Raw genomic sequence first — 26,193 nt, 5'->3', positions numbered from 1 at the left:
GGGATTGGGTTTGCGGCGGGGTCTTGGGGGTCGGCCGTCACGGACCGGTGAGGACGCGCACGTCCCACGCGCCCAGGTGCAGCGTCCGGACCGCGTCCCCGGACAGCACGTCGGTCAGCTCGTGCGGCACGGGCACTTCGGTCGGTTCGGCGCTCCAGTTGTGCACGACGTGCACGCGGCGGCCGTCCGGTGACGTTCCGGTGGCGGCGGTGGCGGTGGCGGGCAGGTCGGTCCAGCCGCTGACCGGCGTCGGCGCGAGCCAGGCGGCCAACGACCGGGCCAGCGCACGGCCGGGGACGGTGCCCACGTAGGTCACGCGCCCGGAACCGTGTGGGCGGGTGGTGACGGCGGGCCAGCGGCCGAAGTGCGGGTGAACGTACTCCGCGAGCACCTCGGCGTCCACTGTGGACAGGCCTTCCACCCAGTGCGTCGCCGTGGCGTCGGCGGGCAGGTGGAGCGGGCTGCCCGCCGGGGCGCGCAGCGGCAGGGGCGTGGAGAGGTTGCTGAACTCGTCGTACCGGACGCCGGCGGCGTCCACGAGCCGCGGTGGCGCGGGCTCGGGGCGGGCGCGGGCCTCGTGGTCGGCGTAGCCGGTGCGGGGACCCAGGACCAGGTGGCCGCCGGCGTGCGCGTAGGCGGCGAGCCAGTCCAGGGTCTCGTCGTCGGCGAGGTAGAGCCCGGCGGCGATGAGCACGGGATGGCGGAGGGCGGCGGCTTCGGGCGTGAAGGCGTGCAGTTGGCGGGCGTGGAGGATGCGGGCCTGGCGGCCGGCGTCGAACACCCCGCGGTAGAACGGGTCGAAGATGCGTTGGTAGGACGCCGGATCGGGGTTGCCGTCCGGGGTGGCCAGTGGCGGGTACTTCTCCATGAGCCACCGGGTGGGCATCGAGTAGGCCAGCGCGATGTCCGAGTCCGGCTCGATGCCGGCGACCAGGCCGCCCGCGGTGTCGAACTCCGCGCCCAGGCGGGCGATCTCGGCGTAGACCCGGCCGGGCCGCCCGCTGTGGGGCAGGACGCCGCCCCAGTGGGTCTCCGCGCCGAAGTGCAGCGTGTGCCAGTGCCAGTACTCGACCATCCGCGCGCCGCGCGCGACCAGCGCCCACGCCGCCTGCCGCCACTGCCCGTCGTAGCCGGGCCGGTTGTCGTGCGTGCCGCTGATGGCCTGGGCGCCGGTCTCGGTGACCAGGAACGGTTCCTGGCGGGAGGAGAAGATCCGGTCGGCGTACTGGTGCAGCGCCCACACGCCCCTGGTCTTCCAGCCCTGCTCGTGGGTGTCGGGCGTGCGGTCGGGCAGCGCGAGGCCGTCCTGGAGGTCGTAGTACGGGTTGCCGGCGGTGACGTCGAGGGCGTCGGTGAGCTCGTCGTCCTCGAACGCCGGGTGCCCGTAGGACAGGCACGTGGTGACGAACTGGTCGTCCCGGGCGTACTCGCGCGCGATCCCGGCCTGCCACGCCACGAACTCGGTGGTCTGCCGGGCCTGGAACGCCCGCCAGGCCACGTCGTACTGGGGCTGGGCGTTGCCGTCCGGCGTCCACAGGTCGGCCCACGTGGACAGCCGGTGCGACCAGTACACCAGGCCCCACTCGCGGTTGAGCGCCTCGACGGTCCCGTACCGGTGCCGCAGGTGGTCCACGAACCGCTGGAACAGGCCGTGGTTGTGCGGCAGCCGCAGGCCCGGCTCGTTGTCCACCTGGAACCCGATCACCGCCGGGTGCCCCGCGTACCGGGCCAGGACCGCGCGGCTGACGCGCTCGGCGTGGAAGCGGAACGCCGGGTGGGTGAAGTCCACCTCCTGGCGCGCGCCCCAGCCGATGCGCCGCCCGGTGGCGTGCTCGGCGGCGATCTCGGGGTACTGCCGGGACAGCCACGGCGGCACGGCGTAGGTCGGGGTGCCCAGGACGACCGCGATGCCGCGCCGGTGCGCGCCGTCCAGCACCGGCTGGAGCCAGTCGAGGTCGAAGCGCCCGTTCTCCGGCTCCCAGGTGGACCACACCGACTCGCCGACCCGGATGACGGTGAACCGGGCGTCCACCATCAGGTCCAGGTCGGTCTCGAGCCGGTCGTGGGGCTGGTACTCGTGGTAGTAGGCCGCGCCGAACAGCACGCGCGGGGGCAGGGCGGGCATGGCGGCCTCCCGGGTTTCAGGAGTCGAGCGGCGAAGTCGGAGCGGGGCCGTCAGTCGAGCGGCGTGTAGTCGAACCAGTCGAAGCGGGCGGTGCCCTCGGCGGCGTAGACCCCGATGACCCGGCCCGTGAAGCCGCCCGCCACCTCGGTGGACAGGTAGCGGCCCTCCAGGGTGGCCAGGGCGGTGAAGGTGCCGTCGGGTTCCTCGATGCCGAAGTTGACGGTGTCCGGGCCGGTGCGCGCGTCGGCGAGGGTCTTGCGGGCGCACACGTCCACGCCCAGCACCACCGGCCGGGCGGGCACCGAGCGGGACGCCACCACGGTCTTGAGCGGGCCGACGCGCGCGATCACCCGCACCGCGCCGCCGTCCACCTCGATCTCGTAGTGGTGCTCCTCGTCCAGCCGCACCGCCAGGCCGCCGGTGCCCCCGCTCGGGTCCACGAGCGTCCGGGCGCGGCAGGACAGGTGCTGCTGGCGGCGGCCGACGAACACGACGTCGAGGTCGTCCAGGGACGCCCCGCGCGCGGTCAGGGACAGCCAGCCGGGACGTTCGGTGGTCGTGCAGTGCTCCTCGCGGCGGTCGCGCAGCGAGATCCACGACGGCTGGAGCGTCGGGTGGTCGAAGTCGTCGCGCACGGGCGGGACGGGTCCGGGCTCCAGCGGCCACGGCACGCTCGACTCCAGCGCCGGCTCGCCGACCACCGGCCAGCCGTCGACCCAGGTGACCGGGGCGAGGAACGTCTCGCGGCCCAGCACGTGCCAGCCGGGGGTGCCGCCGCCGGGCCGGACGCCCAGCAGCACCATCCACCACGAGCCGTCCGGACCCTGCACCAGGTCGCCGTGGCCGGTGTTCTGCACGGGGTGGTCGGTGCCGCGGTGGGTGAGGATCGGGTTGTGCGGGCACGGCTCGAACGGGCCGCGCGGCGTGCTCGCGCGGGCGATCGAGATGGCGTGGCCGCGTTCGGTGCCACCTTCGGCGATCAGCAGGTACCAGTAGTCGCCGATGTGGTGCAGGTGCGGTGCTTCCGGGGCCTTCGCGCCCTCTCCGCCGGACCAGATCCGTTCGACGGTGCCCAGCAGCTGCCCGGTGTGCGGGTCGATGGGGACCTGGGCGACGCCCGCGATCGTGCACCAGCAGGTGCCGTCGTCGTCCCAGGCCAGGTCGGGGTCGATGCCGGGCAGGTCGGGCAGCGGGATCGGGTCCGACCAGGGGCCGGCCGGGTCGGTGGCGGTGACCAGGAGGTTGCCCTGGCCGCTGACGTTGGTGGTGATCAGCCAGAAGCGGCCGTCGTGGTGGCGCAGGGTCGGGGCGTAGACACCGGCCGAGGACGGGCTGTCCAGCGGGAGGCGCAGCTGTTCCGGGCGGTCGAGGGCGTTGCCGATCTGGGTCCAGTGCACGAGGTCGCGGCTGTGGAAGAGCGGGACGCCGGGGAAGTACTCGAAGCTGGAGCAGGCGAGGTAGTAGTCCTCGCCGACCCGGCACACGCTCGGGTCGGGGTGGAGGCCGGGGAGCACCGGGTTGGTGAAGGCGGACATCAGCTCTCCTCGTCGGTGCGGAGCACGGCGCAGCCGCCGGGCGGGAGGTCCGCGATGAGCCGGTCGGTGACCAGGTCGTGCGTGGGGCGGGGGAGGGGCACGGTGGCGGTGCTGTGGTTGATCAGGAACAGCCACCGGCCGCGCGTGACCGCCTCGACGCCTTCGGGCCACTGCGCGCTGATGCCCACCTCGGTGAGCAGGCGGCGGATCAGCGCGGTGTGGTCGTCGGGGGCCAGGACGGTGGACAGGTACCAGCCGTGGCCCGTGCCGTGGTCGTGCCGGGTGAGCGCGGGAGAGCCGGCGAGCATGCCGTGCGTGTAGGTGGCCACCGCCTCGGCCCCCTCCAGCCGCACGACTTCGCTCCACGTCGTGGCGCTGGTGCCGTCGGACAGGGTGATCCGCTCGTCGCGCCGCAGCGGGCGCAGCTCCTCGACCCGGACGCCGAGGGCGTCACGCAGCGCGGGCGCCGGGTAGCCGCCGAGCCGGGCGTGCGGGCGCTCGTCCACCGCGCCCGCGAAGTGCTGCACCAGCAGGGTTCCGCCGCCCTCGACGTACCGGCGCAGGTTCTCGGCGGCGGTGTGGGACAGCAGGAACAGCGCGGGCGCCACCACGAGCCGGTAGCGGGCGAGGTCGTGCTCGGGGTGCGCGAAGTCGGTGACGACGCCGGCGTCCCACAGCGCGCGGTGCGCCCTGCTCAGCGCGGTGTGGTAGTTCAGCTCGGACGACGGCAGGCCGTCGACGGTCAAGGCCCACCAGGCGTCCGAGTCGTGCAGCACGGCCACCTCGGCGGTGACGGTGGACCCGGCCACCTCGCCCAGCCGCTCCACGACCGCGCCGACCTCCGCGACCTCCCGGAAGATCCGGCTGTCCGGCCCGGCGTGCGGGACCATCGCCGAGTGCCACGTCTCCGCGCCCGCCTTGGACTGGCGCCACTGGAAGAACAGCGCGCCCTCGGACCCCCGGGCGATGTGCGACAGGCTGTGGCGCAAAATATCGCCCGGTTCCTTCGCGAGCGTCCGATCGCCCGCGTACACGGTGTTCGCCCCCTGCTCCATGAGCAGCCACGGCCGGCCACCGCCGAACGACCGCGCCCGGTCCGCACCGAACGCCGTGTCCGCCGCCGCGTCCAGGCCGGGCGCGCTGGGGTAGTGGTCGATGGCCACGACGTCCACCTCGCGGCCGAACGCCCACAGGTCGAGGTTCTGGTAGCCGGGCACCATGAGGTTGGTGGTGACCGGGCGGTCGCTGTGGGCGCGGATCGCGTCGCGCTGCTCCCGGTAGGCCGACAGCGCCAGGTCGGAGCAGAACCGGCGGAAGTCCAGCGACTGGCCGGGGTTGTGGTGCCACTGGGTCGCGCGCGGCGGGAGGACGTGGTCCCAGTCGGTGTAGTGCTGGCTCCAGAACGCGGTGCCCCAGGCGTCGTTCAGCGCGTCCAGCGAGCCGTGGCGGGCGCGCAGCCAGTCCCGGAACGCGGCGGCCGTGTGGTCGCAGTAGCAGAGGGTGGCGTACTCGTTGTGGACGTGCCACAGCGCCACCGCCGGGTGGTCGCCGTAGCGGCGGGCCAGGGCGTCGGCGATCCCGCGGGCGGCGGCGCGGTAGGCGGGGGCGGCCAGGCAGTAGGTGTCGCGGCTGCCGTGGCTGAGCCGGGTGCCGTCCGGGCCGACCGGGAGGGCGTCGGGGTGGGCGGGGGTGAACCAGGGTGGCGGCGAGGCGGTCGGGGTGGCCAGGTCGACGGCGACCCCGTTGGCGTGCAGGCGGTCGAGGTGGGCGTCGAGCCAGTCGAAGTCGTAGCGGCCCTCCTCGGGTTCCAGCAGCGCCCAGGAGAAGACGCCGACCGTGGCGAGGTTGACCCGGGCCTCGCGCATCAACTCGTCGTCCTCGGCCCAGACGTCCTCGTCCCACTGCTCGGGGTTGTAGTCGCCGCCGAACGCGAGGCCGCCGAGCCGATCGGTCAGGTTTGTGGCGCCGGGAAGGTGCATTGCGGTTGCTCCTGGCGGTGTTCAGGGCACGGCGGAGCAGACCCCACACCGGGTGGGGCCTCGCGCGCCGCGGGGAAGGATCAGGTCTCGGGGTCCCGCTTGGGGGCGGGGCCGGTGCTCTCGCGGACGGTCAGCACGGGGCTGAGCAGGACGAGTTCGTCGTCGGGCCGCTGGCCCCGGCCGGCGGCGGTGATGCGCTTCATGACGTGCTCGACGGCGACCCGACCCAGCTCCTGGGCCGGGCCGGTCACGGCGGTGAGGCTGGGGGCGTACTGCTCGGCGAGCGTCTCGGGGCACAGCGCGATCACCGAGGCGTCCTCGGGGACGGTCCGCCCGCTCAGCCGCAGCAGGCTGAGCAGCGGCCCGATGGCGCCTTCGTTCTGCACCACGAACCCGGTGGTCCCGGGCCGGTCGGACAGGATGCGGGCCAGGGTCCCGGCGGTGCTCTCGTAGTTCCCCTCGCACGGCCGGTGCACGAACCGCAGCCCCCGCTCCTCCGCGCGCCGCTGGAAGCCCGCCAGGGTCCGCTCGGCGTACCCGGCGTGCCGCTGGTAGACCCCCGGCCCGTAGCCGATGAACGCGACCTCGCGGTGGCCCAGGTCGGCCAGGTGGTCCGCGCACATCGCGCCGGCGGCGGCGAAGTCGTGGTCGACGGCCGACAAGCCCTGCCGGTCGTCGGGCAGCCCGATCAGCGCGGCCTGGGTGCCCAGTTCGCGCAGCACCGGGATGCGCTTGTCGTCCAACTCGACGTCCATGAGGATCACGCCGTCCGCCAGGCCGCTCAACGCGACCCGGCGCACGCCCTCCGGCCCCTCGTCGTTGGTGATCAGCAGCACGTCGTACCCGTGCTGACGAGCGGCGATGGTGACCGAGATGGCGATCTGCATCATGATCGGCACGTAGACGTCCGAGCGCAGCGGCACCACCAGCGCGATGATGTGCGACCGCCGTGCGGCCAGCGCCCGCGCTCGGGCGTTGGGGTGGTAGCCCAGGTCGGCCACGGCCTGCTCGACGCGGCGCCGGGTCTCCTCGGAGATCGTGCGCTTGCCGCTGAGCACGTAGCTGACCGTGCTCGCGGACACGCCCGCGTGCCTGGCCACATCGGCGAGTGTCACCATGCGTGATGCTCCTGCTCCTTCGACGTCCTCGGCGTGGAGTCTGCCCGGTCAACCCTTGATCGCGCCGGTGAGCACGCCGGTGCGGAAGTGCTTTTGGACGAACGGGTAGACGATCAGCAGCGGGATGAGGGTCAGCACGACCACCGCCATCTGCAACGACAGGGGCGCGGTCTGGGCGAACTGGGTGCCGAACCCCGAGTTGACCGACCCGGGCAACCCGTTGCCCCGGTTGACGTAGGTGTACAGGACGTATTGCAAAGGCCACTTCTCGCTGTCGGTCGGCATGTACAGCATGACGCTGAAGAAGTTGTTCCAGTAGCCCACGCCGTAGAACAGCGCCATCACGGCGGTGACCGCCCGGGAGGTGGGCAGCACGACCGACCACAGGATGCGCCAGTCGCCCGCCCCGTCGATGCGCGCGGCCTCGATCAGGTCCAGGGACGTGGACGAGTAGAACGACCGCAGGATGAGGATGTTGAACACCGACACCGCGCCCGGCAGGATCAGCGCCCACCACTCCCCGTAGCCGCCCAGGCCCGTGACCACGAGGAACGTCGGGATGAGACCACCGTTGACGAACATGGTGATCACCAGCAGGGCCAGCAGGAAGCGGTGCCCCAGCGACCGCGCCCGGGACAGGCCGTAGGCGCACAGGACCGACACCACCATCGACAGCAAGGTGCCGACCGCGGTGATGCCCAGGCTGACCAGCAGCGCCGAGCGCACGGTGGCGTCCTCCAGCATGACCCGGTACGCCTCGAAGGTCAGGCCGTCGGGCCAGATGACCAGGCCGCCGGCTCGGTTGACCGCCCCCTGGGTGGACAGGCTGGTCACCACGATGATCCACAGCGGGACTAGCATGACGGCCAGGACCCCGCCCAGGGTCAGGCCCTTGCCGGCTTGGCCCGCGACGGTGGGTGGCTCCTCCCAGGGCGCTCGCCCGCCGCGCCCGGGGCGACGTGGTGGCGTGCGCACCGCGTCCGGTTCGGTGTCCACGGTGGTGCTGGGTGTGAGTGTTTGGGTCATTTGCGGTACAACCCGTCCTCGCCGAAGGCGTGTGCCAGCTTGTTGGCGCCCCAGATCATCAGCAGCGAGATGACGCTCTTGAACAGCCCCGCCGCCGCGCCGTAGCTGTAATCGCCGGTGGCGATGCCGTAGTAGAACGAGAAGGTGTCCAGGACGTCGGCCGTGTCGTGGCCGACCGCGTCGCGTTGGATCAGCAGCTGTTCGAAGCCGACCGTCAGCGCGTTGCCCAGGCGCAGCACCAGCATCAGCACGATCACCCCGCGCAGGCCGGGCAGGGTGATGTGCCACAGCCGCCGCCACCGCCCCGCCCCGTCGGCCGCCGCCGCCTCGTAGAGGTCGGTGTTGATGGCGGCCAGCGCGGCGAGGAACACGATGATCCCCCAGCCGGCCTCCTTCCAGATCACCTGGGAGGTGACCAGCAGCGCGAAGGTGTCCGGGTCGGTCATCACGTCCCAGGTGGCCAGGTCGTGGCTGCGCAGGAACTGGTTGAGCGCGCCCGCGCCGCCCAGCATCTGCTGGAAGATCGTGATGGCCAGCACCCACGAGAAGAAGTGCGGCAGGTAGACCACGGACTGCACGAAGTTCTTGAACCGCTGGTTGAGCACCGAGTTCAGCAGCAGCGCCAACGCGATCGGGATCGGGAAGAACAGCACGAGCTGGACGAGGCTGAGGTAGAGGGTGTTGGTCAGCGCGCCCCAGAACAGCGGGTCGCCGAACAGCCGCTCGAACTGGTAGAGCCCCGCCCACTGGCTGTCCCAGACACCGATCAGCGGGTCGTACTCCTGGAACGCGGTCACCAGCCCGAACAGCGGCACGTAGTTGAACACGACCAGCAGCAGCACCGCCGGCAACGTCATCAGCAGCAGCGACCGGTCCCGGCGCAGCCTGACCCGCCACCCGGGCCCGGACCGCTGCGTGCGTGGCGCGGTCACTGGCCGGTGCCGAACTTGTCGAGCACGTTCTCGGTCATCCACTGCTTGAGGCGATCACCGCCACCGGACTTCCAACTGGCCACCGCGGCCTTCACGTCGTCGACGGTCTTCTTGCCGTGGTAGCAGTCCTTGAGGGTGTCCTCGACCTGCTGCGCGGCGTCGGCGGTGGCCTGCGCCTGCGGCATGGCGATGTTCATGCTCCAGAACGGCGGCTTGGTCAGCGCCTTCGCGTTGGCCGCCTGCCAGGCCGTGTAGTCCTTGGTGATCTGGTCCGCGCCGAGGTTCTGGATGATGCTGGGCGGTGCGGCCAGGAACGGGTAGGTCGTCGCCTGGACCTCCTTCTGGCCCGCCTCGGTGGCCTTCGGGACGCCGTTCTCCATCGTGTGGTGCACGCCTTCGACACCGAAGTTGACCAGCGTGTACTCCACCGACCCGTAGGGCGCGGCCAGGTAGTTGGCGACGGCCAGCAGTTCCTCGATCTGCTCGGGCTTGAGGTTGATGTTCAGGTAGCTGAGCATCCGCGCGGACTCGCCCATGTAGACGACGGGCTTGCTCTTGCCGTCCGCGGCGAAGATGTCGAACGCGCCCCGCCGGTAGTTCGGGTTGGCGGCGACGCCCGACTGGTGGTCGGCCAGGTTCCACGTGCCCAGGCCGCCGCCGCCGATGAGCGTCTTCCCGCTGTAGAACCGGGTGCCGGCGTTGGCGTTGTCGCCGGCCAGCGCGTCGGGGTGCATGTAACCGGACTTGGCGAGCCGGTAGTGCCAGTCCACCGCCTCGAGCCACTCCTCGGTCTCGAAGACGTGGACGAGCTTGCCGTTGTCGACCCGCCACTTCAGCGGCGCGCCGAAGTGGGTGTAGAGGTAGCGGTAGACGTCGTCGAAGGCCCACACGCCGGCCTTCGGGTCGGTCAGCTCCTTGCCGAGGTTCATCAGGTCTTCGACGGACTTGACCTGGTCGGCCGTGATGCCCTTGGCCTCCAGGATGTCGCGGCGGTAGAACGTCGCCCCGGCGATGGAGAAGCCCGTGGAGAACGACGGGATGCCGTAGATCTTGTCGCCCCAGGCGCCCGCCCGCCAGGCGCCGGTGGGCAGGGCCGCGAGGTTGGGGTACTTCTTGACCTTGTCGCCCGCCAGGTACGGGGTCAGGTCCGCCAGTTGCGTCCCGGCCAGCCCGCCGAGGTTGAAGCTCGACCCCCACCACGACGGGAGCTGGATCCAGTCCGGCAGCTTCTTCGCCGCGGTCATGGTCGGCACGATGGTGTTGTAGTTGTTGCCGTCGGCGGGCTTCATGTCCAGCGTGACGCCGAGGGCCTTGTTCATGGCCTGGTAGAACTGGTTGTCCGCGGGCGGGATGGTGCCCCACAGCGGGGTCACCGCCGAGTACCTGCCGCCCCGGCCCGGGATGCCCGACACGGTCGCCACCCGGTTGGCCGGGTACTTCAGGAACCCCGGGTCGGTCAGCACGTCCGCGCCGCCGGCCACGGACGGGATGTCCGGGGTGAGGGTCGTGCTCGGCACGTAGCTGGGCAGTGCCGCCTTCAGGGCCTCGCCGTTCGCGCCGACCGCCTGCTTGCCGCCGCCACCGCCGCACGCGGACAGCAGGCCCTCCGCCGCCGCGATGCCCGCGACCGAGGCGGTGATGCCCAGGAACCTCCTGCGGTTCAACTCGATACCCATGCGGGGCGCCCTTCTCCGTTGAAGTGAGGTGTCTTCGTTGAAGTGTGTGTCGAAGCGGTGAAGCCGTGTCGAAGCGCTTGAACGATGGGGCGAGACTAGGGCGTGACCCACGCCACGGCAAGGGGTGAGTTGCGAAAACCTGTTGACACGCATGGCCAATTGACACACCTGGGTGCCCATGTCATCGTCGAAGCGCTTCACTGAACTCGACTCGAGGGGTCTTTGCCACGTGAGTGCCTCGTCCGTGTCCGCTCCCGAGCGGCTCCCCTTCCGCGATCCCGACCTGCCGCTGGACAAGCGCGTCGACGACCTGCTCGCGCGGCTGACCCCCGACGAGCGGCTGGCGATGCTGCACCAGTACGCGCCCGCCGTCCCGCGCTTGGGCGTGGCCGCGTTCCGCACCGGGAGCGAGGCCCTGCACGGCGTGGCGTGGCTCGGCGAGGCCACGGTGTTCCCGCAGGCCGTCGGGCTCGGCGCGACCTGGGACGAGGAGCTGGTGCGCCGGGTCGCCGAGGTCACCTCGGTCGAGCTGCGGGCCTTCCACTACCACCGCCCGCCCGCCATCGGGACCGGCGTCAACAGCCTCCAGGCCTGGGCCCCGGTGCTCAACCTGCTGCGCGACCCCCGCTGGGGCCGCAACGAGGAGGGCTACTCGGAGGACCCGCTGCACACCGCGCGCCTGGGCGAGGCGTTCTGCCGCGGTCTGCAGGGCGACGACCCGCGGTTCCTGCGCGCGGCCCCGGTGCTCAAGCACTTCCTGGCCTACAACAACGAGGACGACCGCTGCGTCACCTCCTCCGGCGTCCGGCCGCGCGTGCTGCACGAGTACGACCTGGCCGCGTTCCGCCCGGTGGTGGCCTCCGGCGCGGCGACCGGCGCGATGGCCGCCTACAACCTCGTCAACGGCCGCCCGTGCCACGTCAGCCCGCTGCTGTCGACCGAGCTGCGGCGCTGGGCCGAGGGCACCGGGCACGAGCTGTTCGTGGTCAGCGACGCCGAGGCCCCGTCCAACCTGGTGGACCCCGAGCACTACTTCGACGACCACGCCGAGTCGCACGCCGCCGCGCTCAAGGCCGGCATCGACAGCTTCACCGACCACGGCGAGGACAGCGGCACCCCGATCGGCCGGCTGCGCGAGGCGCTGGAGCGCGGCCTGATCGAGCAGGCCGACGTGGACCGCGCGGTGCGTCGGCAGCTGTCGATCCGCTTCCGGCTGGGCGAGTTCGACCCGGACCTGGACCCGTACGCGGGCATCGGCCCCGAGGTGATCGACCACCCCGAGCACCGGGCGCTGGCCGCCCGCGCCGCCGCCGAGTCGGTGGTGCTGCTCAAGAACGACGGCCTCCTGCCGCTGGACGGGTTCCGCACCCCGCGCGTGGCCGTGATCGGCCCGCTGTCGGACGCGCTGTTCGAGGACTGGTACAGCGGCACCATGCCCTACCAGGTCACCGTGGCGGCCGGCCTGCGCGAGCGGGGCGGCGAGGTGGTGTGCGTGGAGGGCTCGGACCGCATCGCACTGCGCTCGCGCAGCACCGGCGAGACGCTGGGCGGCACGTCGTTCGACGTGGTCGAGTGGGGCGAGGGCGTGCTGACGCTGCGCTGCGCGGAGACCGGCCGGTACCTGGGCGCGGAGCACGACGTGGTGGCGTTGGACAAGGACGTCATCAAGACCTGGTTCGTCTACCAGACCTTCCGGCTGGAGCCCGACCACGCCGTCGACGGCGACACCGTGCTGCTGCGCAGCGTCCTGACCGGCCGGTACGCGGTGCTGGGCGAGGACGGCCGGGTGGAGACCACCGCCGAGACGCCCGAGGCCGCCGAGCGCTGGCACCGCGAGCTGCTGCGCGACGGCATCGGGGAGGCCCGTGCCGCTGCGGCCGCCGCCGACGTAGCGGTCGTCGTGCTGGGCAACCACCCGCTGATCAACGGCCGCGAGACCGAGGACCGCACCGGGATCACCCTGCCGGAGACGCAGGAAGCCCTGCTGCGCGCGGTGGCCGAGGAGCGGCCCGAGACGGCCCTGGTCGTGATGAGCAGCTACCCGTACGCGGTGGACTGGGCCCAGGACCACCTGCCCGCCGTGGTGTGGACGTCCCACGGCGGGCAGGAGTCAGGCCGCGCGCTGGCCGCCGTCCTGCACGGCGACGCCGACCCGTCCGGCCGCCTGCCGCAGACCTGGTACCGAGCCGACGACACCCTGCCCGACCCGCTGGACTACGACATCGTCAAGGCGGGCTGGACCTACCAGTACCACCGCGCCGCGCCGCTCTACCCCTTCGGCCACGGCCTGTCCTACACGGACTTCGCCTACGACGACCTGCGACTGTCCACTGCGGAGGTGGGCGCGGACGGTCGGGTCGAGGTGTCGGTGACGGTGACCAACACCGGGACGCGGTCGGGCAGCGAGGTCGTGCAGCTCTACGTCCGCGCGCTGAACCCGCGCTACGAGGCCCCGCGGCTGCGCCTGGTCGACTTCCGCAAGCTGGTCCTGGCCCCGGGCGAGGGCCGGGCGCTGGAGTTCGACCTGCCGGTCGAGCGCCTGGCGCACTGGGACGTGGCCACCGGGGCGTTCGCGGTCGACCCCGGCGCGTACGAGATCGTCGCGGCCCGGTCGGCGGAGGACGTCCGGCTGACGGCGGGCCTCACCGTGACCGGCCCGGAGCCGGCCCCGCGGCGGGTGGTCGACCACCGCACGTCGGCGGTCGACTTCGACGACTACGCCAACGTGACGTTGGTGGACGCCACCCGGGAGGCCGGCGACGCCGTCGCGCCGACCGCGCCCCCGCACCCGGCGACCCTGCTGTTCCGGGCGGTCGACCTGACCGGGGCCGTGCGGGTGGAGGCGGAAGTGGCCCGGGACGGCGGGGGAGAGGCCCGGCTGGAGTTCCGGCTGGCCGACCGCTCGCTGGCGGTCCTCGACGTGCCGACCACGGGCAACCTCTACCAGTGGACGACGGTCGCCGCGGACCTGGCGGAGGCGGTGTCCGGGGTCCACGACCTGTGGCTGACCCTGCACGGCGACTTCCGGTTGACGGCCTTCCGCTTCACCGCAGGGTGAAGGGCGCCGAATGTTCGCGTTCACACGAATCTGGTTGTTGGTGTCTTGATTCGCCAGCTGAGCAGCCAATTCGAGTAGGTGAGCGCGAACATTCGGCCGTTGACGGTCGGCGCGGGCGGTGGCTACCTTGCTGGCAGGACCCGACGCATTGGAGCGCCGCATGTCGTCATCGCTGAACCGCCGCACAGTCCTGCAAGCAGTCGGTGTCGCGGCGGTCGCGACAACCGTGCCGGGCCTGGTGCCCGCCGGGTCCGCCGCCGCGGCGACCGTGCCGCCGGTCCGGAGCGACATCGGTGTGTCGGCCCACCCGTTCGACCTGAGCGAGGTGCGGCTGAGCACCGGCCGGTGGATGGAGAACCAGAGCCGGACGCTGTCGTACCTGAAGTTCGTGGACGTCGACCGGCTGCTCTACAACTTCCGCGCCAACCACCGGCTGTCCACGGGCGGCGCGGCGGCGCTGGGCGGGTGGGAAGCGCCGAACTTCCCGTTCCGCACCCACAGCCAGGGGCACTTCCTGAGCGCGTGGGCGCAGGCGTGGGCGGTGCTGGGGGACACCGCCTGCCGGGACCGGGCCAACTACATGGTCGCCGAACTGGCCAAGTGCCAGGCCAACAACGCGGCGGCCGGGTTCAACACCGGGTACCTGTCCGGTTTCCCGGAGTCCGACTTCGACGCGATGGAGGCGGGCTCGCCCAAGTCGGTGTCGTACTACTCGCTGCACAAGACGTTGGCGGGCCTGCTGGACGTGTGGCGGCACATCGGCAACACGCAGGCGCGGGACGTGCTGCTGCGGTTCGCCGGCTGGGTGGACTGGCGCACGTCCCGGCTGTCCTACAGCCAGATGCAGGGCGTGCTGGGCACCGAGTTCGGCGGCATGAACGCCGTGCTCACCGACCTGTACCAGCAGACCGGCGACGCCCGGTGGCTGGCGACGGCCCAGCGGTTCGACCACGCCGCCGTGTTCGACCCGCTGGCGGCCAACCAGGACCGGCTCAGCGGGCTGCACGCCAACACCCAGGTGCCGAAGTGGATCGGCGCGGCGCGGGAGTACAAGGCCACCGGCACGACCCGGTACCGCGACATCGCGGTGAACGCCTGGAACATCACGGTGTCCGCGCACACGTACGTGATCGGCGGCAACAGCCAGGCCGAGCACTTCCGCGCCCCCAACGCCATCGCCGCGTACCTGAACACCGACACGTGCGAGGCGTGCAACACCTACAACATGCTCAAGCTGACCCGCGAACTGTGGCTGCTCGACCCGAACAACGCCGCCTACTTCGACTTCTACGAGCGGGCGTTGCTCAACCACCTGATCGGTGCTCAGAACCCGGCCGACCCGCACGGCCACATCTGCTACTTCACCGGCCTCAACCCGGGTCACCGGCGCGGCAACACCGGTCCCGCGTGGGGCGGCGGCAACTGGAGCACCGACTACGGCACCTTCTGGTGCTGCCAGGGGACCGGGCTGGAGGTCAACACGTCGTTGGCCAACTCGATCTACTTCCACAACGGCACCACGTTGACGGTGAACCTGTACACGCCTTCCGTGCTGACGTGGGCGCAGCGGGGGATCACCGTCACGCAGGCGACTTCCTACCCGGTGTCGGACACGACGACGTTGACGGTGACCGGGAACGTGAGCGGGACGTGGACCATGCGGCTGCGTATCCCGGCGTGGACCAATGGGGCTTCGATCAGCGTGAACGGCGTGGACCAGGGGGTTGCGGCTTCGCCCGGTTCTTATGCCGAGTTGACCCGGTCGTGGACTTCGGGTGACGTGGTGACCGTTCGGCTGCCGATGCGGGTGGTGTTGCGGGCCGCCAACGACAACCCGGCGGTGGCCGCGGTGACGTACGGGCCGGTCGTGTTGGCGGGCAACTACGGGAACACCGCGCTGAGCAGGCTGCCCGTGCTGGACACCACGTCGATCACGCGTAGTTCGGGGTTGGCGTTCACTGCGCGTGCTGATGGGGCGACGGTGAACCTCGGGCCGTTCTACGACGCCCACGGGTACAACTACACCGTGTACTGGAGTGTTGGTGGTTCCTCCTCCGGTGGCGGTTCGGGTTACCGCTTGTTCAACGTGGGTAGTGGTTTGGTGCTGGGCGTGCAGAACATGTCCACCGCGGATGGCGGGTTGGCTCTGCAGTGGGGCGACACCGGGACCGCCGACCACAACTGGGAGCTGCTGCCGTCCGATGGTGGTGCGGTGCGGTTGCGGAATGTCAACAGCGGCAAGGTGCTGGGCGTGGAGAACATGTCCACGGCCGACAACGCGCGGGTGCTCCAGTGGAGCGACACCGGCACCGCCGACCACAAGTGGACCATCGTCGACGGCGGGGACGGCACCCACAAGATCCGCAACGGCAACAGCGGCAAGCTGCTCGGCATCCTGAACGGCTCGACCGCGGCGGGTGCGCAGGCGGTGCAGGACCAGGACAACGGGACGGCGGACAACCGGTGGCGGTTCGTGCCGGTCGGTGCGCGGCGGGTGCAGAACCTGGCCAGTGGTCTGGTGTTGGGCGTGCAGGACATGTCCACTGCGGATGGTGGGTTGGTCGTGCAGTGGGACGACAACGGTACGGCTGACCACCTGTGGACCGCTGTGCTGGATCCGGATGGGTGGTTCCGGTTGCGGAACTCGAACAGCGGGAAGGTGCTGGGGGTGGAGAACGCCGCCAACGCCAACGGGGCTCGGGTGCTGCAGTGGGCCGACAACGGGACGACCGATCACCGGTGGCGGTTGCGGTACGGGGCTGGGTCTGGGTCTGGGTCTGGTTCTGGGTCTGGGGGGTACTTCCGGGTGCAGTGTGGGAATGGGGGGCGGGTGCTCGCTCTTTCTTCTACTGCTCGGGGTGCTCAGGTCGTTCTTTGGGAGGACAACGGTTCTTCCGACCAGTTGTGGCGTTTCGTCTAGCTCTTTGGCGCTTCGCTTCTTCTGGACGCGCTTCGCGCTCTCAAGCTGGACGCGCTGGCGCGCTCTCAAGATCAAAAGCGGGCGCTCGCCGCTGGGCAGGCCCCCGGGGGGTGGAAGGGCGTCGGTTTCGTTCCCCCGTCCGGCCTGCCGGAGGCAACCACACTTGGCCCGTTTGAGCAACCGGAAAAGCTGGTTGCTCAAACGGGCCAAGCGTGGTTGGGCTGCGCCCAGGCCGGACGGGGGAACGAAACCGAGGCCCTTCCCGTGGGCTTGGCAGCAGGCGAAACGCATTTCGCCCTTCGGGCGTGTGCCTGTGGCGCTGAGGCGTTTCGCGCGCGGTGCCATCTTGCGTCGCCCGCCCGTTCGCAGCCTGGTCGCTCGGAGCCCGCCTGCTTGCTGGCGGCACCGCAGGCCCCTAAATGCGGCGGTTCCCCGGCCGGCGGAGGCGTTGCCGGGCGGGGAACCGCTTCAGGGTTGGGGGTTACGGGGGCGGGAGCAGGCCGTGCCGTTCAGCGTCGGTGCTGAGAACGGGGGGCGTTGTTCCGTGTCCTGTTCCAACCCTGCGGGACGGACACGCCCGGTGCCGAGAACGTGAGGACCCATCCGTCGGTCGACGGTCCCCGGTTCCCTGTCACGATCTCGCCGGTGTACCCGCCCGACCACTGGCTGACCACGCGGTCGTTCACCGTGCAGCCGCTGTCGGGGTTGTTGTTCGCAGTGGTGCTGGGAGTGCCGCGGTGGCCGTGGCGCTCGGGGAGAGCGCCACGGCACCGGACACGAGCGCGGTCGCCGCCACGGCCGCGGTCGTTGTCTTCTTCACCGTCGTGGTTCTCAGAAGGCCGGGTAGGCGTTCTGCACGAGGGAGGTGAAGCCTGCCGGGAACCAGACGCCGGCGTGCGGGGCGCCCGGCATGGCGCCGGTCAGGTTGCCGCCGTTGGCCTGCTGGTCGCCGCGGTAGTTCGGGTCGCACATCGGGTCGTGCTGCTTGCCCTCTTCGTTCGGGCCGTCGGTCTTAGTGGCGATGCCGTCGGACTCACCCGGCGGCTTGATCCACACGTAGGCGTCGAAGCCGGCGCGCGGGGAGGCCGTGGGTCGGGCGCCGATGCCCGCGCCGGTCTGGTTGCACCAGTTGCCGCGGTGCAGCTTGCGGTCGATGCGGCCGGAGTTGACGTACGCGTCCGCCGTCGTGCCGCTCGCGCCGGTGGGCCGGTTCGGGCCGCCCCAGCCGTTGCGGGAGGTGTCGACCAGCATGCCGATGCCGCTGGGGAAGCCGGCGGCGATGAACCGGTTGCGCATCTCGGTGCCGAAGTCGGCCTCGTCGAAGTACGGGTTCCACTGGTAGTAGGTCGCCGCCTGCAACTGGGTGCCGCCCACGTTCAGCGTCGGGTCGGGCAGGTAGATCTCCTCGGTCGGCGAGGTGTTCGCCATGTTCGACACGAAGCCGTCCACGCTGTTGACGCCCTTGGTGGTGCCCTTGATCGTGTTGGCGATCAGCGTCACCGCCGGACCCATGTTGGAGCTCCAGCCCAACCACCCGGAGTGCGCGATGTCCACGTAGTTGTAGACGTTCGGGATGGCGCTGAGCTTGTTGAGCGCGTACTGGATGCCCTGGACGTAGGCGCCGCTGGAGTTGGCCTCCGCGCACTTGGGCTTGGCCAGGTTGGTCACCAGGTTGGGCAGCGAGTCCGGCTCGATGATCCCGACGATGCGCAGGTCGCGGTACTTCGGGTCGGCCAGGATCGCGGCGATCGGGTCGATGTACTCGGCCTTGTAGCGGGCCAGGCCGTTCTGGCTGACCTGCAGCTCGCCGTTGGACGCCAGCGCCGCGCAGTCGCGGTTGGGCAGGTCGTAGATCACGACCTGGATGACCACGGGCGTGCCGCCGGAGGCCTGCCGCACCGCTTCGTCGAGGTGACCCGCAAGGCCGCGGCCCGCGGTGATGGCGCCGATGCGGTCCATCCACACGGCGGTGGAGTGCTGGGCGACCTTGCGCATCGCGGTGCCCAGGGTGCCGCCGGTCGCGTCGGCCGTGGTGTTGACGTTGTTGACGAAGTCCGGGTTGAGGTAGCCCTTGGCGCCCTCGTACGGGTTCGGCAGGTGCGTGCCCGGGTCGGGCGGGTTGCCCGAGGTGGTCGTCGTCGTGGTCGTGCTCGTGGTGGTGGTCGTGCTCGTGGTGGTCGAGGTCGACGTCGACGTCGTGGTGGTCGGACCACCGCCGCACGTGACACCGTTGAGCTTGAACGACGTCGGAGCGGCGTTCGAGCCCGAGTAGGAGCCGTTGAAACCGAAGCTCGCGCTACCGCCCGAGGGCAGCGAGCGGGCCCAGTCGGGGTTCTTCGCGGTCACGTGCTGGCCGGACTGGGTGATGGTGGCGCTCCACCCCTGGGTGACCTTCTGGTTGCCCGGGAAGTCCCACTCCAGGGTCCACCCGTTGGAGATCGCGTCACCGGTGTTCTTGACCGTGAGGTTGGCCGTGAAGCCGGAGTCCCACTGGTTGACCTGGTAGTCCACCGCGCACGCGGGGGCCGCGCCGGCCGTGGAGGTTCCCAGGACCAGCAGCCCCGAAGCCAGTGTCAGGGCGGCAGCAGCGGCGCCGCCGCGGGCCAGAGTCGTTGGTTTCATTCAGGGTCCTCGTAGCGTCGTTGCTGTGTGGAGGTGTGGGTACTGCTGGTCTGGGAGCGCTCCCAGACATCCGGTCGGACAGGCACTCGCGCACACCGGAATGGGCCCACCGTAGCCACGCGGCGATGAGGCAGTCAATCGCTCCCGGCTTGCTAAATATGTTAGCGCTAACTTTAGCTGGTTCACACTCAGGAAACGTCGCTGGTCAGCGGGTAGGCCTCTCACGTGGGAAATGGGAGCGCTCTCTGAACAGAGGTGGGCTGATCGGGCTAAAAGTGACCACCGGTACTGAAGCGCTCTTGTGAGCGCCCACATCGCGCTGCCACACTCCTGTGTCGACAGGTCCCGGGATCCGCCGCCCCGGGCATTTCGCCGTTGCTGGGAAAGCGGGGAACATGCGTCCGACAACGAGGTCGGTACCGGCGGCCTTGGCCGCGCTGGCCGCTCTGGTCCTGATCGCGACCGGGCTGAACGCGGTCGTCGCGCCGACGAAGGCCAAGGCCGACAACCCGATCGTGCAGCACGTCTACACGGCCGACCCGGCGCCCCTGGTGCACAACGGCCGCGTCTACCTCTACACCGGGCACGACGAGGACGGCTCGACCTGGTTCACCATGAAGGAGTGGCGCGTCTGGTCCTCGGCCGACATGGTCAACTGGACCGACCACGGCTCGCCGATGAGCCTCGCGACCTTCAGCTGGGCGTCCAAGGACGCGTGGGCGGGCCAAGCCATCGAGCGCAACGGCAAGTTCTACTGGTACGTACCGGTCACCAACCGCGCCACCGGCCGCATGGCCATCGGCGTGGGCGTCGCCGACAGCCCCACCGGCCCCTTCCGCGACGCGCTGGGCCGGCCGCTGGTGGAGAACGGCGAGATCGACCCGACGGTCATGATCGACGACAACGGCCAGGCCTACCTGTACTGGGGCAACCCGAACCTCTGGTACGTCCGCCTGAACGCGGACATGATCTCCTTCAGCGGCAGCCCGACCCAGATCCCGCTCACCACGGCGGGCTTCGGCACGAGGACGGGCGACGCCTCGCGGCCGACCCTGTACGAGGAAGGCCCGTGGGTCTACAAGCGCAACGGCTTGTACTACAACGTCTTCGCCGCCAAGTGCTGCTCGGAGTTCATCGCCTACTCGACATCCCCCGGCCCCACAGGCCCGTGGACCTACCGCGGCACGGTCATGCCGACCCAGGGCAGCAGCTTCACCAACCACGCGGGGATCGTCGACTTCAAGGGCAGCTCGTACTTCTTCTACCACAACGGAGCCCTGCCCAACGGCGGCGGCTTCACCCGCTCGGTGGCGGTGGAGAAGTTCACCTACAACGCCGACGGCTCCATCCCGACCATCAACATGACGTCAGCCGGGGTGCCGCCCGCCGACACCCTGAACCCGTACGTGCGGCAGGAAGCCGAAACCATCGCCTGGGGCAGCGGGATCGAAACCGAACGCGCCAGCGAGGGCGGCATGAACATCGGCTGGATCGAGAACGGCGACTGGATCAAGGTGAAGAACGTAGCCTTCGGCACCGGCGCCCGCACCTTCACCGCCCGAGTGGCCTCAACGGTGTCCGGCGGCACCGTGGAGGTCCGCACGGGCAGCCAGAACGGCACGGTCGCCGGCCGGTGCACCGTCCCGAACACCGGCGGCTGGCAGACCTGGACCACGGTGTCCTGCTCGGTGAGCGGGTTGACCGGCACCCAGGACCTGTACTTCCGCTTCGCCGGCGGCAGCGGCTACCTGCTCAACATGAACTGGTGGCAGTTCACCGCCTGAGCCAGCGCCGATGCGCCGCAGGCGCAAGCCGTTGGGCTGCCAGCCACGGGAAGGGCCTCGGTTTCGTTCCCCCGTCCGGCCTGGGCGCAGCCCAACCACGCTTGGCCCGTTTGTGCAACCAGCTTTTCCGGTTGCTCAAACGGGCCAAGCGTGGTTGCCTCCGGCAGGCCGGACGGGGGAACGAAACCGACGCCCTTCCACCCCCGGGGGCCTGCCCAGCGGCGAGCGTCCGCTTTTAGCTTTTCGCTTTTGATCTTTCGCTCTTGATCTTCAGACCGCGAAGCCGCCCAAGCCGGTGCCCACCCCGCCCCGCCAAACGGGAGCAGGGTGGGCGCTTCCAGCGTTACGGCGTAGTCAGGTCGAACTTCCGCACCGTGACCGATCCACCCAACGCCTGGGTGGCGTGGTTGAAGATGCCGAACCGGTACCCCATGAAGAACTGCCAGGTGTTGTTCAACGTCAGCGCGTTGCCCAACGACGTGAAGTTCACGCCGTCCGTGCTGTAGGAGAACCTGGCCTGCCGCCCGCTCCCCGGCCTGATGTCGGCGTTGGCGCGCAACCAGATCCGGCCACCGCTGACCGCCGCACTGGCGATCTCGCTGCCGGTGCTGGTGGTGTTCCAGTTGCCGTCCATGCTCAGGCCGTTGGTCATCACGACCCGGGTGGTCCCGTTGTCCCGCTTGACGCCGATCCACGCCGAGGACTGGCGCAGCATGGCCAACCCGCTCCGGTCACCATCCCTCATGGTGCTGTAGTCCAGCTCGATGGTGGCGGTCGACGTCGGTCCCTGGATGCGGTGGGTCAGGGTGTTGCGGGCCGCGTACAGGTCGTTGGTCACGCTCGCGGTGGAGAGCTTCAACCCGTTGCTCACGCTGTACTTGCTGGTGTCCGGGTTGTGGTTCCACTCCCACTGCGGGCCCAGGACCGGTCCGGTGAACGTGTCCGAGCCGACCATCGGCTTCACCTGCCGGGGTGGTGCGGGCAGGTTCGGCTTCGGGTAGTTGACGCCCCACGTGCCGTTGACGGTCTGGAGCACGGGCCAGCCGTCCGCGGTCCACGTGATCGGCGCGAGCGCCGGCATCCGGCCGCCGGGGTACGCGTCGACGAAGGCCATGTAGTACCAGTCGCCGTTCTGCGTCTGGACCAAGCCGCCCTGGTGCGGCACGCCGCCACCGGAGATGGGACCCGGCAGGTCGAGCAGCACCTGCCGCATGGTGTACGGACCGAACGGGCCGTTGTCGGACTTGAGCACGTACTGGCCGTTCGCGGGCCTGGTCAGCCAGATGTAGTAGCTGTTGCCGCGCTTGTAGAACCGCGAACCCTCCAGCGTGCCCACACTCGACGGGGTCTGGAACACCTGCTGCGCCCGGACCTGGCTGCGCCCGTCCGCCGACAGCTGGGCCACGCTGATGGTGGTGTTGCCGTAGGCCACGTACATGGTGTCGTTGTCGTCGATCAACATGCCGGCGTCGTAGTAGCAGTTGTCGATCTGGGCGAGCCGGGTCCACGTCCCGTCGACCGCGGACGCGGTGTAGATGTAGGTGTCGTTGAAGTCGATGCACCCGGCCCAGTAGAAGGTGCTGTTGCTGCGCCGGTAGTTCAGCGTCGACGCCCAGATGCCGTCCACGTAGGCGTTACCGCCGCTGAGGTTGTACTTGGACCCGAAGTCCAGCGACGGCACCGAGTGGCCCGCGTACTCCCAGTTCACCAGGTCGTAGGAGCGCAGGATCGGCGCGCCCGGCGAGTAGTGCATGGTCGACCCGGACATGTAGTACGCGTCGCCGACCCGGATGATGTCGACGTCGGCGAAGTCCTGCCACACCACCGGGTTGGTGTACTGGGTGCCCGGTGTGGTGCCGCCGAGCTTCACCAGCTGCCACTGCTGGTTGGCGCCACCCCAGTCGCTGTACTGCACGACGTTCGCCCCGTCCGCCGTCGAGGCGCCCTGCACCTCGACCGCTTTGTTGCTGTTGCGGTTGATCAGGCGGACGTACCCGCCGTCCGAGTCGGCCAGGCGGAACTGCTGGTTGGTGCCGTTGTGGTCGGACCACTGGATCACCGCGGCACCGTCGGCGGTGGAGGCTCCGTTGACGTCCAGCACCTTGCCGGACAGCTTGGACTTGATCCGGTAGTAGCCGCCGCCGGAGTCGACGAACTGCCACTGCTGGTTGGCCCCGTCACTGCGGGTCCACTGCGTGATGCGGGCACCGTCGTTGGTTGCGGAGTTGTAGAGGTCGAGGGCTTTGCCGCTGTTGCGGTTCACCAGCACGTAGGTGGCTGTGGTGTCCACGGTCGCGGCGGAGCCGGGTGTCGTGCCCAGTGCGACCATCACGCCGCTGAGCAGCATGACCGCGACGGAGGCGACAGCAACCCTTCGTCGTCTGGTGGGGGAGTGGCCAGGGACGGCCATGAGCGCTCCTTCGATCGTCGGTGATCATCGGACCGCGACGCCCCGGACCAGGGCGTCGGCGAATCGGTGGTGCGCCAGGGCGAGCACCGCGACCACCGGTGCGGTGATCAGCAGCGCGCCCGCGCACAGCAGCGGCACATCGGTGCCCCAACGGCCCTGGAAGGCGTCCAGCGCGCCCGCGGCCGTGCGGCGCAGCGGGTCGTCGACCAGGACCAGGGCGAACAGCAGGTGGTTCCACGTCCACACGCACAGCAGCAGCCCCAGCGACCGCAGCGCGTCACCGGCCAGCGGCAGGTGCACGCGCCGCAGCACGGCCCACGGCCCGGCACCGTCCACGCGGGCGCAGTCGGCCAGCTCGGCGGGTGCGGAGGCGAAGTGGGCGCGCATCCAGACGATCGCGAACGGCAGGTGGGTGGCGATCAGCGCCAGCGCGAGCCCGGCGGTGGTGTCGAGCAGCCCGAGGTCCCGCACCTGCTGGTACAGCGGCAGGACGACGGCTTCCCGGGGCAGCACGAGCCCGACCAGGAACAGCCCCGACACCACCCGCCGGCCCGGGAACGGCAGCCGCGCCAGCCCGTACCCCGCCAAACCGGCCAGCACCAGGACCGCCGGCACCACGGCGAGCACGACCACCGCGCCGGACGCCAGCGCCCGGTCCACCCGCGCCGAGCGGAACGCCAGGGCGAAGTTCGACCAGTGCGGGTCCTGCGGCCAGGTCAGGCCCGGGGGATAGGTGCCCGGCGGGTGCAGCGCGGTGACCAGCAACTCCGCCAGCGGGAGCACGGTGACCACGGCCAGCCCGGCACGCACGAGCGCCTTCATCGCGACCACCGCAGCACGGGCGCCACCACGCCCAGCACCAGCACCACCAGCAGCACGGCCAACGCCGACGCAAGGCCCACCTCCCGCTGGGTGAACGCCAGGTGGAACACCTCCAGCGCGGGCACGGCCGTCGCCCCGCCCGGACCGCCCCGCGTGGTCACGTACACGACGTCGAAGCTCGACAGCGCCGCCAGCGACGTGACCACCACGCACACGCCGATCTCCCGCCGCACCCCCGGCAACGTCACCGCGCGGAACTCCCGCCACCGCCCGGCCCCGTCCAGCCGGGCGGCCTCGTACAGCGCGGGGTCCAGCCGCCGCACGCCCGCCGACAGCAGCAGTGCGCACAACCCCACCAACGCCCACGCCCCGATCACGCCCACCGCCGCCAACGCCGTCGCGGAGTCGCCCAGCCAGGCCCGCGTCACCCCTCCCAGCCCGACCGCGTCCAGTGCCCGGTTCACCGCGCCGGTCGAGGACAGCAGCACGCTCCACGCCAGCCCCGCCGCGACCGGCGGCACGGCCTGCGGCAGCACCAGCACCGGACCCGGCCGCACGACGACCGCCAGCGCCAGGCCGAGCACGACCGGGCCGCCCGCGAACGCCACCACCAGCAGCAGCGCGTTGACCAGCGGCCGGCGCAGGTCGGGATCGGTGAGCACGGCGGCGTAGTTGTCCCACCCGACCCACGTCGAGGGGCCGACGCCGTCCCACCGGTACAGCGAGTACTGGGCCACCAGCGCCAGCGGGCGCAGCACGAACACCCCGTACACGGCGAGTGCGGGGAGCACGAACAGCCAGCCGGCCAGGCGCGGGGTCACCGGGTCAGCCCCCGGTCTGGGTCAGGTAGTCGGCCTGCACCCGGCGCAGCAGTTCCTCGGGGGTCTGCTCGCCCGCCGCGAGCCGTTGCAGCTGCGGGGTCCAGCTCTTGGCGTAGATGGCGCCGGTGGCGTTGGCGATGAAGTCCATGGCGGTGTCGTGCGCCAGCACCTCGTCGGTCGCGGCGAACGTGGCCGCGGTGACCGAGCCGGGTTCGACGGGCCACGAGGGCTCCGGCGGGCCCAGCGGCCGGGCGCCGCCGACGCGCACGACGGTGTTCCGCGCGGTCGGGTCGGTGGTCGCCCAGTCCAGGAACGCCGCCGCGCAGTCGGGGTGCTGCGCGCGGGCGGGGATCACGAACGTCGGGGGACCGGCCATCGCCGCGCGGGGAGCGCCGGCGCGCAGCGGCGGCATGAGGAAGAAGCCGACGCGGCCGGGCATCCGCCGGTCCAGCGTGGCGGACTCCCAGTCGCCGTCGACCATGAACAGCGCCTGCCCGGACGCGAAGCGGTCCACCATGCGTGCGTAGTCCGTGGCGTTGAGGTCGGCGTCGAAGTAGCCGGCGGCGAGCCACCGGGCGAGGTGCCGCGCGGCCTCGGCGTTGGGCGGGGTGTCGATGGTCGCGCCGGGGCGTTGGAACGTCCAGTCGTCGATGGCCCTCGGTGAACCGTAGGAGCCCATGAGGCTCTGCAAGGGAAAGGTGAGCCCGCCGGTCGCGCCGCCGTTGAAGCCGGCGATCGGGGTGGTGCCCGCTTGCTTGGCGCGGGCGAGGGCGTCGTCCAGCTCGGCCAGGGTTTCGGGCTCCCGCACGCCGATCCGCGCGGCGAGGTCCTTGTTGTAGAACACGCCCGTGACGCTCGTGGACAGTCCCGTCGCGTACAGCGGCCCCTCGCCGCGCGGCCTGCCGCTGGGAGAAACGCGCAGCGGCCGGGTCTGGGATTCGGGCCTGCGGTCCCAACCCAGGGCTCGCGCGTAACCGTCGAGATCCCGCAGCAGCCCGGCACGCACCACTTCGGACACTTGCGGCAACCGCATGAGGTCCGGGGGTTCGTCGGCGAGCACGCGCGGCGCGTTGCGGGTCAGGACGTCGAACTGCTCCTCGCGGATGTCCCACGTGACGTTCGGGCGCTGCCGCGCGAACTCGTCGGCCAACGCCTTCGCCAGCGGGAAACCGGTTTCGAACCGGGCTTTCAGGGTAACCGGCTCCGTGCCGCAACCCGGTGCCACCCGTGAGTCCACTGTGGACTGCGGTGGTCCGCCGGGCGCGGCGCAGCCGGCCACGAGCAGCGTCAGCACGACGAGGGCCACGCCGGCGCGGTGGGACATCGAGGGCTCCTCAGCGGGCGCTAAATCGTGTTAGCTTGGGA

Annotated in this window: 16 protein-coding genes; 3 read left to right on the top strand and 13 right to left on the bottom strand. The window is 70.9% G+C overall.

Annotated elements, in window-relative coordinates:
• Positions 1 to 37: 37 nt before the first annotated feature.
• The 7 genes from DFJ66_RS05170 to DFJ66_RS05140 all read right to left on the bottom strand — a co-directional run bounded on the left by DFJ66_RS05170 (position 38) and on the right by DFJ66_RS05140 (position 10,391).
• Positions 38 to 2,125 carry a beta-galactosidase gene (locus DFJ66_RS05170; protein WP_121218443.1) on the bottom strand — a complete coding sequence of 696 codons (2,088 nt, stop codon included), beginning with the start codon at positions 2,123 to 2,125 and terminating at the stop codon, positions 38 to 40.
• A 50-nt stretch (positions 2,126 to 2,175) separates the two neighbouring features.
• Positions 2,176 to 3,660: a glycoside hydrolase family 43 protein gene (locus DFJ66_RS05165; protein WP_121218441.1), complete on the bottom strand. Its 1,485-nt coding sequence runs from the start codon at positions 3,658 to 3,660 to the stop codon at positions 2,176 to 2,178.
• The gene (locus DFJ66_RS05160) at positions 3,660 to 5,639 is read right to left on the bottom strand and encodes a beta-galactosidase (RefSeq protein WP_121218439.1); all 1,980 of its coding nucleotides are present in this window, start codon (positions 5,637 to 5,639) and stop codon (positions 3,660 to 3,662) included. Before DFJ66_RS05160 ends, DFJ66_RS05165 begins: the two co-directional genes overlap by 1 nt.
• Positions 5,640 to 5,719: 80 nt before the next feature.
• Positions 5,720 to 6,757: a LacI family DNA-binding transcriptional regulator gene (locus DFJ66_RS05155; protein WP_121218437.1), complete on the bottom strand. Its 1,038-nt coding sequence runs from the start codon at positions 6,755 to 6,757 to the stop codon at positions 5,720 to 5,722.
• A gap of 48 nt (positions 6,758 to 6,805) precedes the next feature.
• The gene (locus DFJ66_RS05150; RefSeq protein WP_121218435.1) at positions 6,806 to 7,783 is read right to left on the bottom strand and encodes a carbohydrate ABC transporter permease; all 978 of its coding nucleotides are present in this window, start codon (positions 7,781 to 7,783) and stop codon (positions 6,806 to 6,808) included.
• Positions 7,780 to 8,715 carry an ABC transporter permease gene (locus DFJ66_RS05145; protein WP_246029581.1) on the bottom strand — a complete coding sequence of 312 codons (936 nt, stop codon included), beginning with the start codon at positions 8,713 to 8,715 and terminating at the stop codon, positions 7,780 to 7,782. Before DFJ66_RS05145 ends, DFJ66_RS05150 begins: the two co-directional genes overlap by 4 nt.
• The gene (locus DFJ66_RS05140) at positions 8,712 to 10,391 is read right to left on the bottom strand and encodes a type 2 periplasmic-binding domain-containing protein (protein WP_121218433.1); all 1,680 of its coding nucleotides are present in this window, start codon (positions 10,389 to 10,391) and stop codon (positions 8,712 to 8,714) included. The genes DFJ66_RS05145 and DFJ66_RS05140 overlap by 4 nt, the downstream gene beginning before the upstream one ends.
• A gap of 229 nt (positions 10,392 to 10,620) precedes the next feature.
• Here DFJ66_RS05140 and DFJ66_RS05135 point away from each other — a divergent pair, with 229 nt between their 5' ends.
• Together DFJ66_RS05135 and DFJ66_RS05130 are read left to right on the top strand one after the other, a co-directional pair.
• Positions 10,621 to 13,449, top strand: coding sequence for a glycoside hydrolase family 3 protein (locus tag DFJ66_RS05135; protein ID WP_211350979.1), 2,829 nt, complete (start codon positions 10,621 to 10,623; stop codon positions 13,447 to 13,449).
• Positions 13,450 to 13,609: 160 nt separating this feature from the next.
• Positions 13,610 to 16,369, top strand: a complete 2,760-nt coding sequence (locus DFJ66_RS05130) for a beta-L-arabinofuranosidase domain-containing protein (RefSeq protein WP_121218429.1) — start codon at positions 13,610 to 13,612, stop codon at positions 16,367 to 16,369.
• A gap of 509 nt (positions 16,370 to 16,878) precedes the next feature.
• On the opposite strand, the gene DFJ66_RS43995 is transcribed toward DFJ66_RS05130, so the two are convergent.
• Together DFJ66_RS43995 and DFJ66_RS05120 are read right to left on the bottom strand one after the other, a co-directional pair.
• Positions 16,879 to 17,004, bottom strand: coding sequence for a hypothetical protein (locus DFJ66_RS43995; protein WP_246030169.1), 126 nt, complete (start codon positions 17,002 to 17,004; stop codon positions 16,879 to 16,881).
• 196 nt (positions 17,005 to 17,200) lie between these two features.
• The gene (locus DFJ66_RS05120; RefSeq protein ID WP_121218427.1) at positions 17,201 to 18,991 is read right to left on the bottom strand and encodes a glycoside hydrolase family 6 protein; all 1,791 of its coding nucleotides are present in this window, start codon (positions 18,989 to 18,991) and stop codon (positions 17,201 to 17,203) included.
• A 395-nt stretch (positions 18,992 to 19,386) separates the two neighbouring features.
• Between DFJ66_RS05120 and DFJ66_RS05115 the strand changes: the two genes are divergently transcribed.
• Positions 19,387 to 20,775 carry a glycoside hydrolase family 43 protein gene (locus DFJ66_RS05115; protein ID WP_121218425.1) on the top strand — a complete coding sequence of 463 codons (1,389 nt, stop codon included), beginning with the start codon at positions 19,387 to 19,389 and terminating at the stop codon, positions 20,773 to 20,775.
• Between the two features lie 343 nt (positions 20,776 to 21,118).
• On the opposite strand, the gene DFJ66_RS05110 is transcribed toward DFJ66_RS05115, so the two are convergent.
• The 4 genes from DFJ66_RS05110 to DFJ66_RS05095 are packed head-to-tail and all read right to left on the bottom strand — an operon-like array spanning position 21,119 to position 26,152.
• Positions 21,119 to 23,185, bottom strand: a complete 2,067-nt coding sequence (locus DFJ66_RS05110; RefSeq protein WP_121218423.1) for an RICIN domain-containing protein — start codon at positions 23,183 to 23,185, stop codon at positions 21,119 to 21,121.
• Positions 23,186 to 23,209: 24 nt separating this feature from the next.
• Positions 23,210 to 24,007, bottom strand: coding sequence for a carbohydrate ABC transporter permease (locus DFJ66_RS05105; RefSeq protein WP_121230684.1), 798 nt, complete (start codon positions 24,005 to 24,007; stop codon positions 23,210 to 23,212).
• A complete protein-coding gene (locus DFJ66_RS05100; protein ID WP_121218421.1) occupies positions 24,004 to 24,828 on the bottom strand; it encodes a carbohydrate ABC transporter permease in 825 nt (274 codons plus the stop codon). Before DFJ66_RS05100 ends, DFJ66_RS05105 begins: the two co-directional genes overlap by 4 nt.
• Before the next feature lie 4 nt (positions 24,829 to 24,832).
• Positions 24,833 to 26,152 (bottom strand): ABC transporter substrate-binding protein, encoded by a 1,320-nt coding sequence (locus tag DFJ66_RS05095; protein WP_121218419.1) that lies wholly within the window; start codon positions 26,150 to 26,152, stop codon positions 24,833 to 24,835.
• Between the last annotated feature and the right edge of the window lie 41 nt (positions 26,153 to 26,193).

This window comes from Saccharothrix variisporea (genome assembly GCF_003634995.1).
Lineage (GTDB): Bacteria > Actinomycetota > Actinomycetes > Mycobacteriales > Pseudonocardiaceae > Actinosynnema > Actinosynnema variisporeum.
This window is presented reverse-complemented; position numbering and strand designations above follow the sequence as displayed.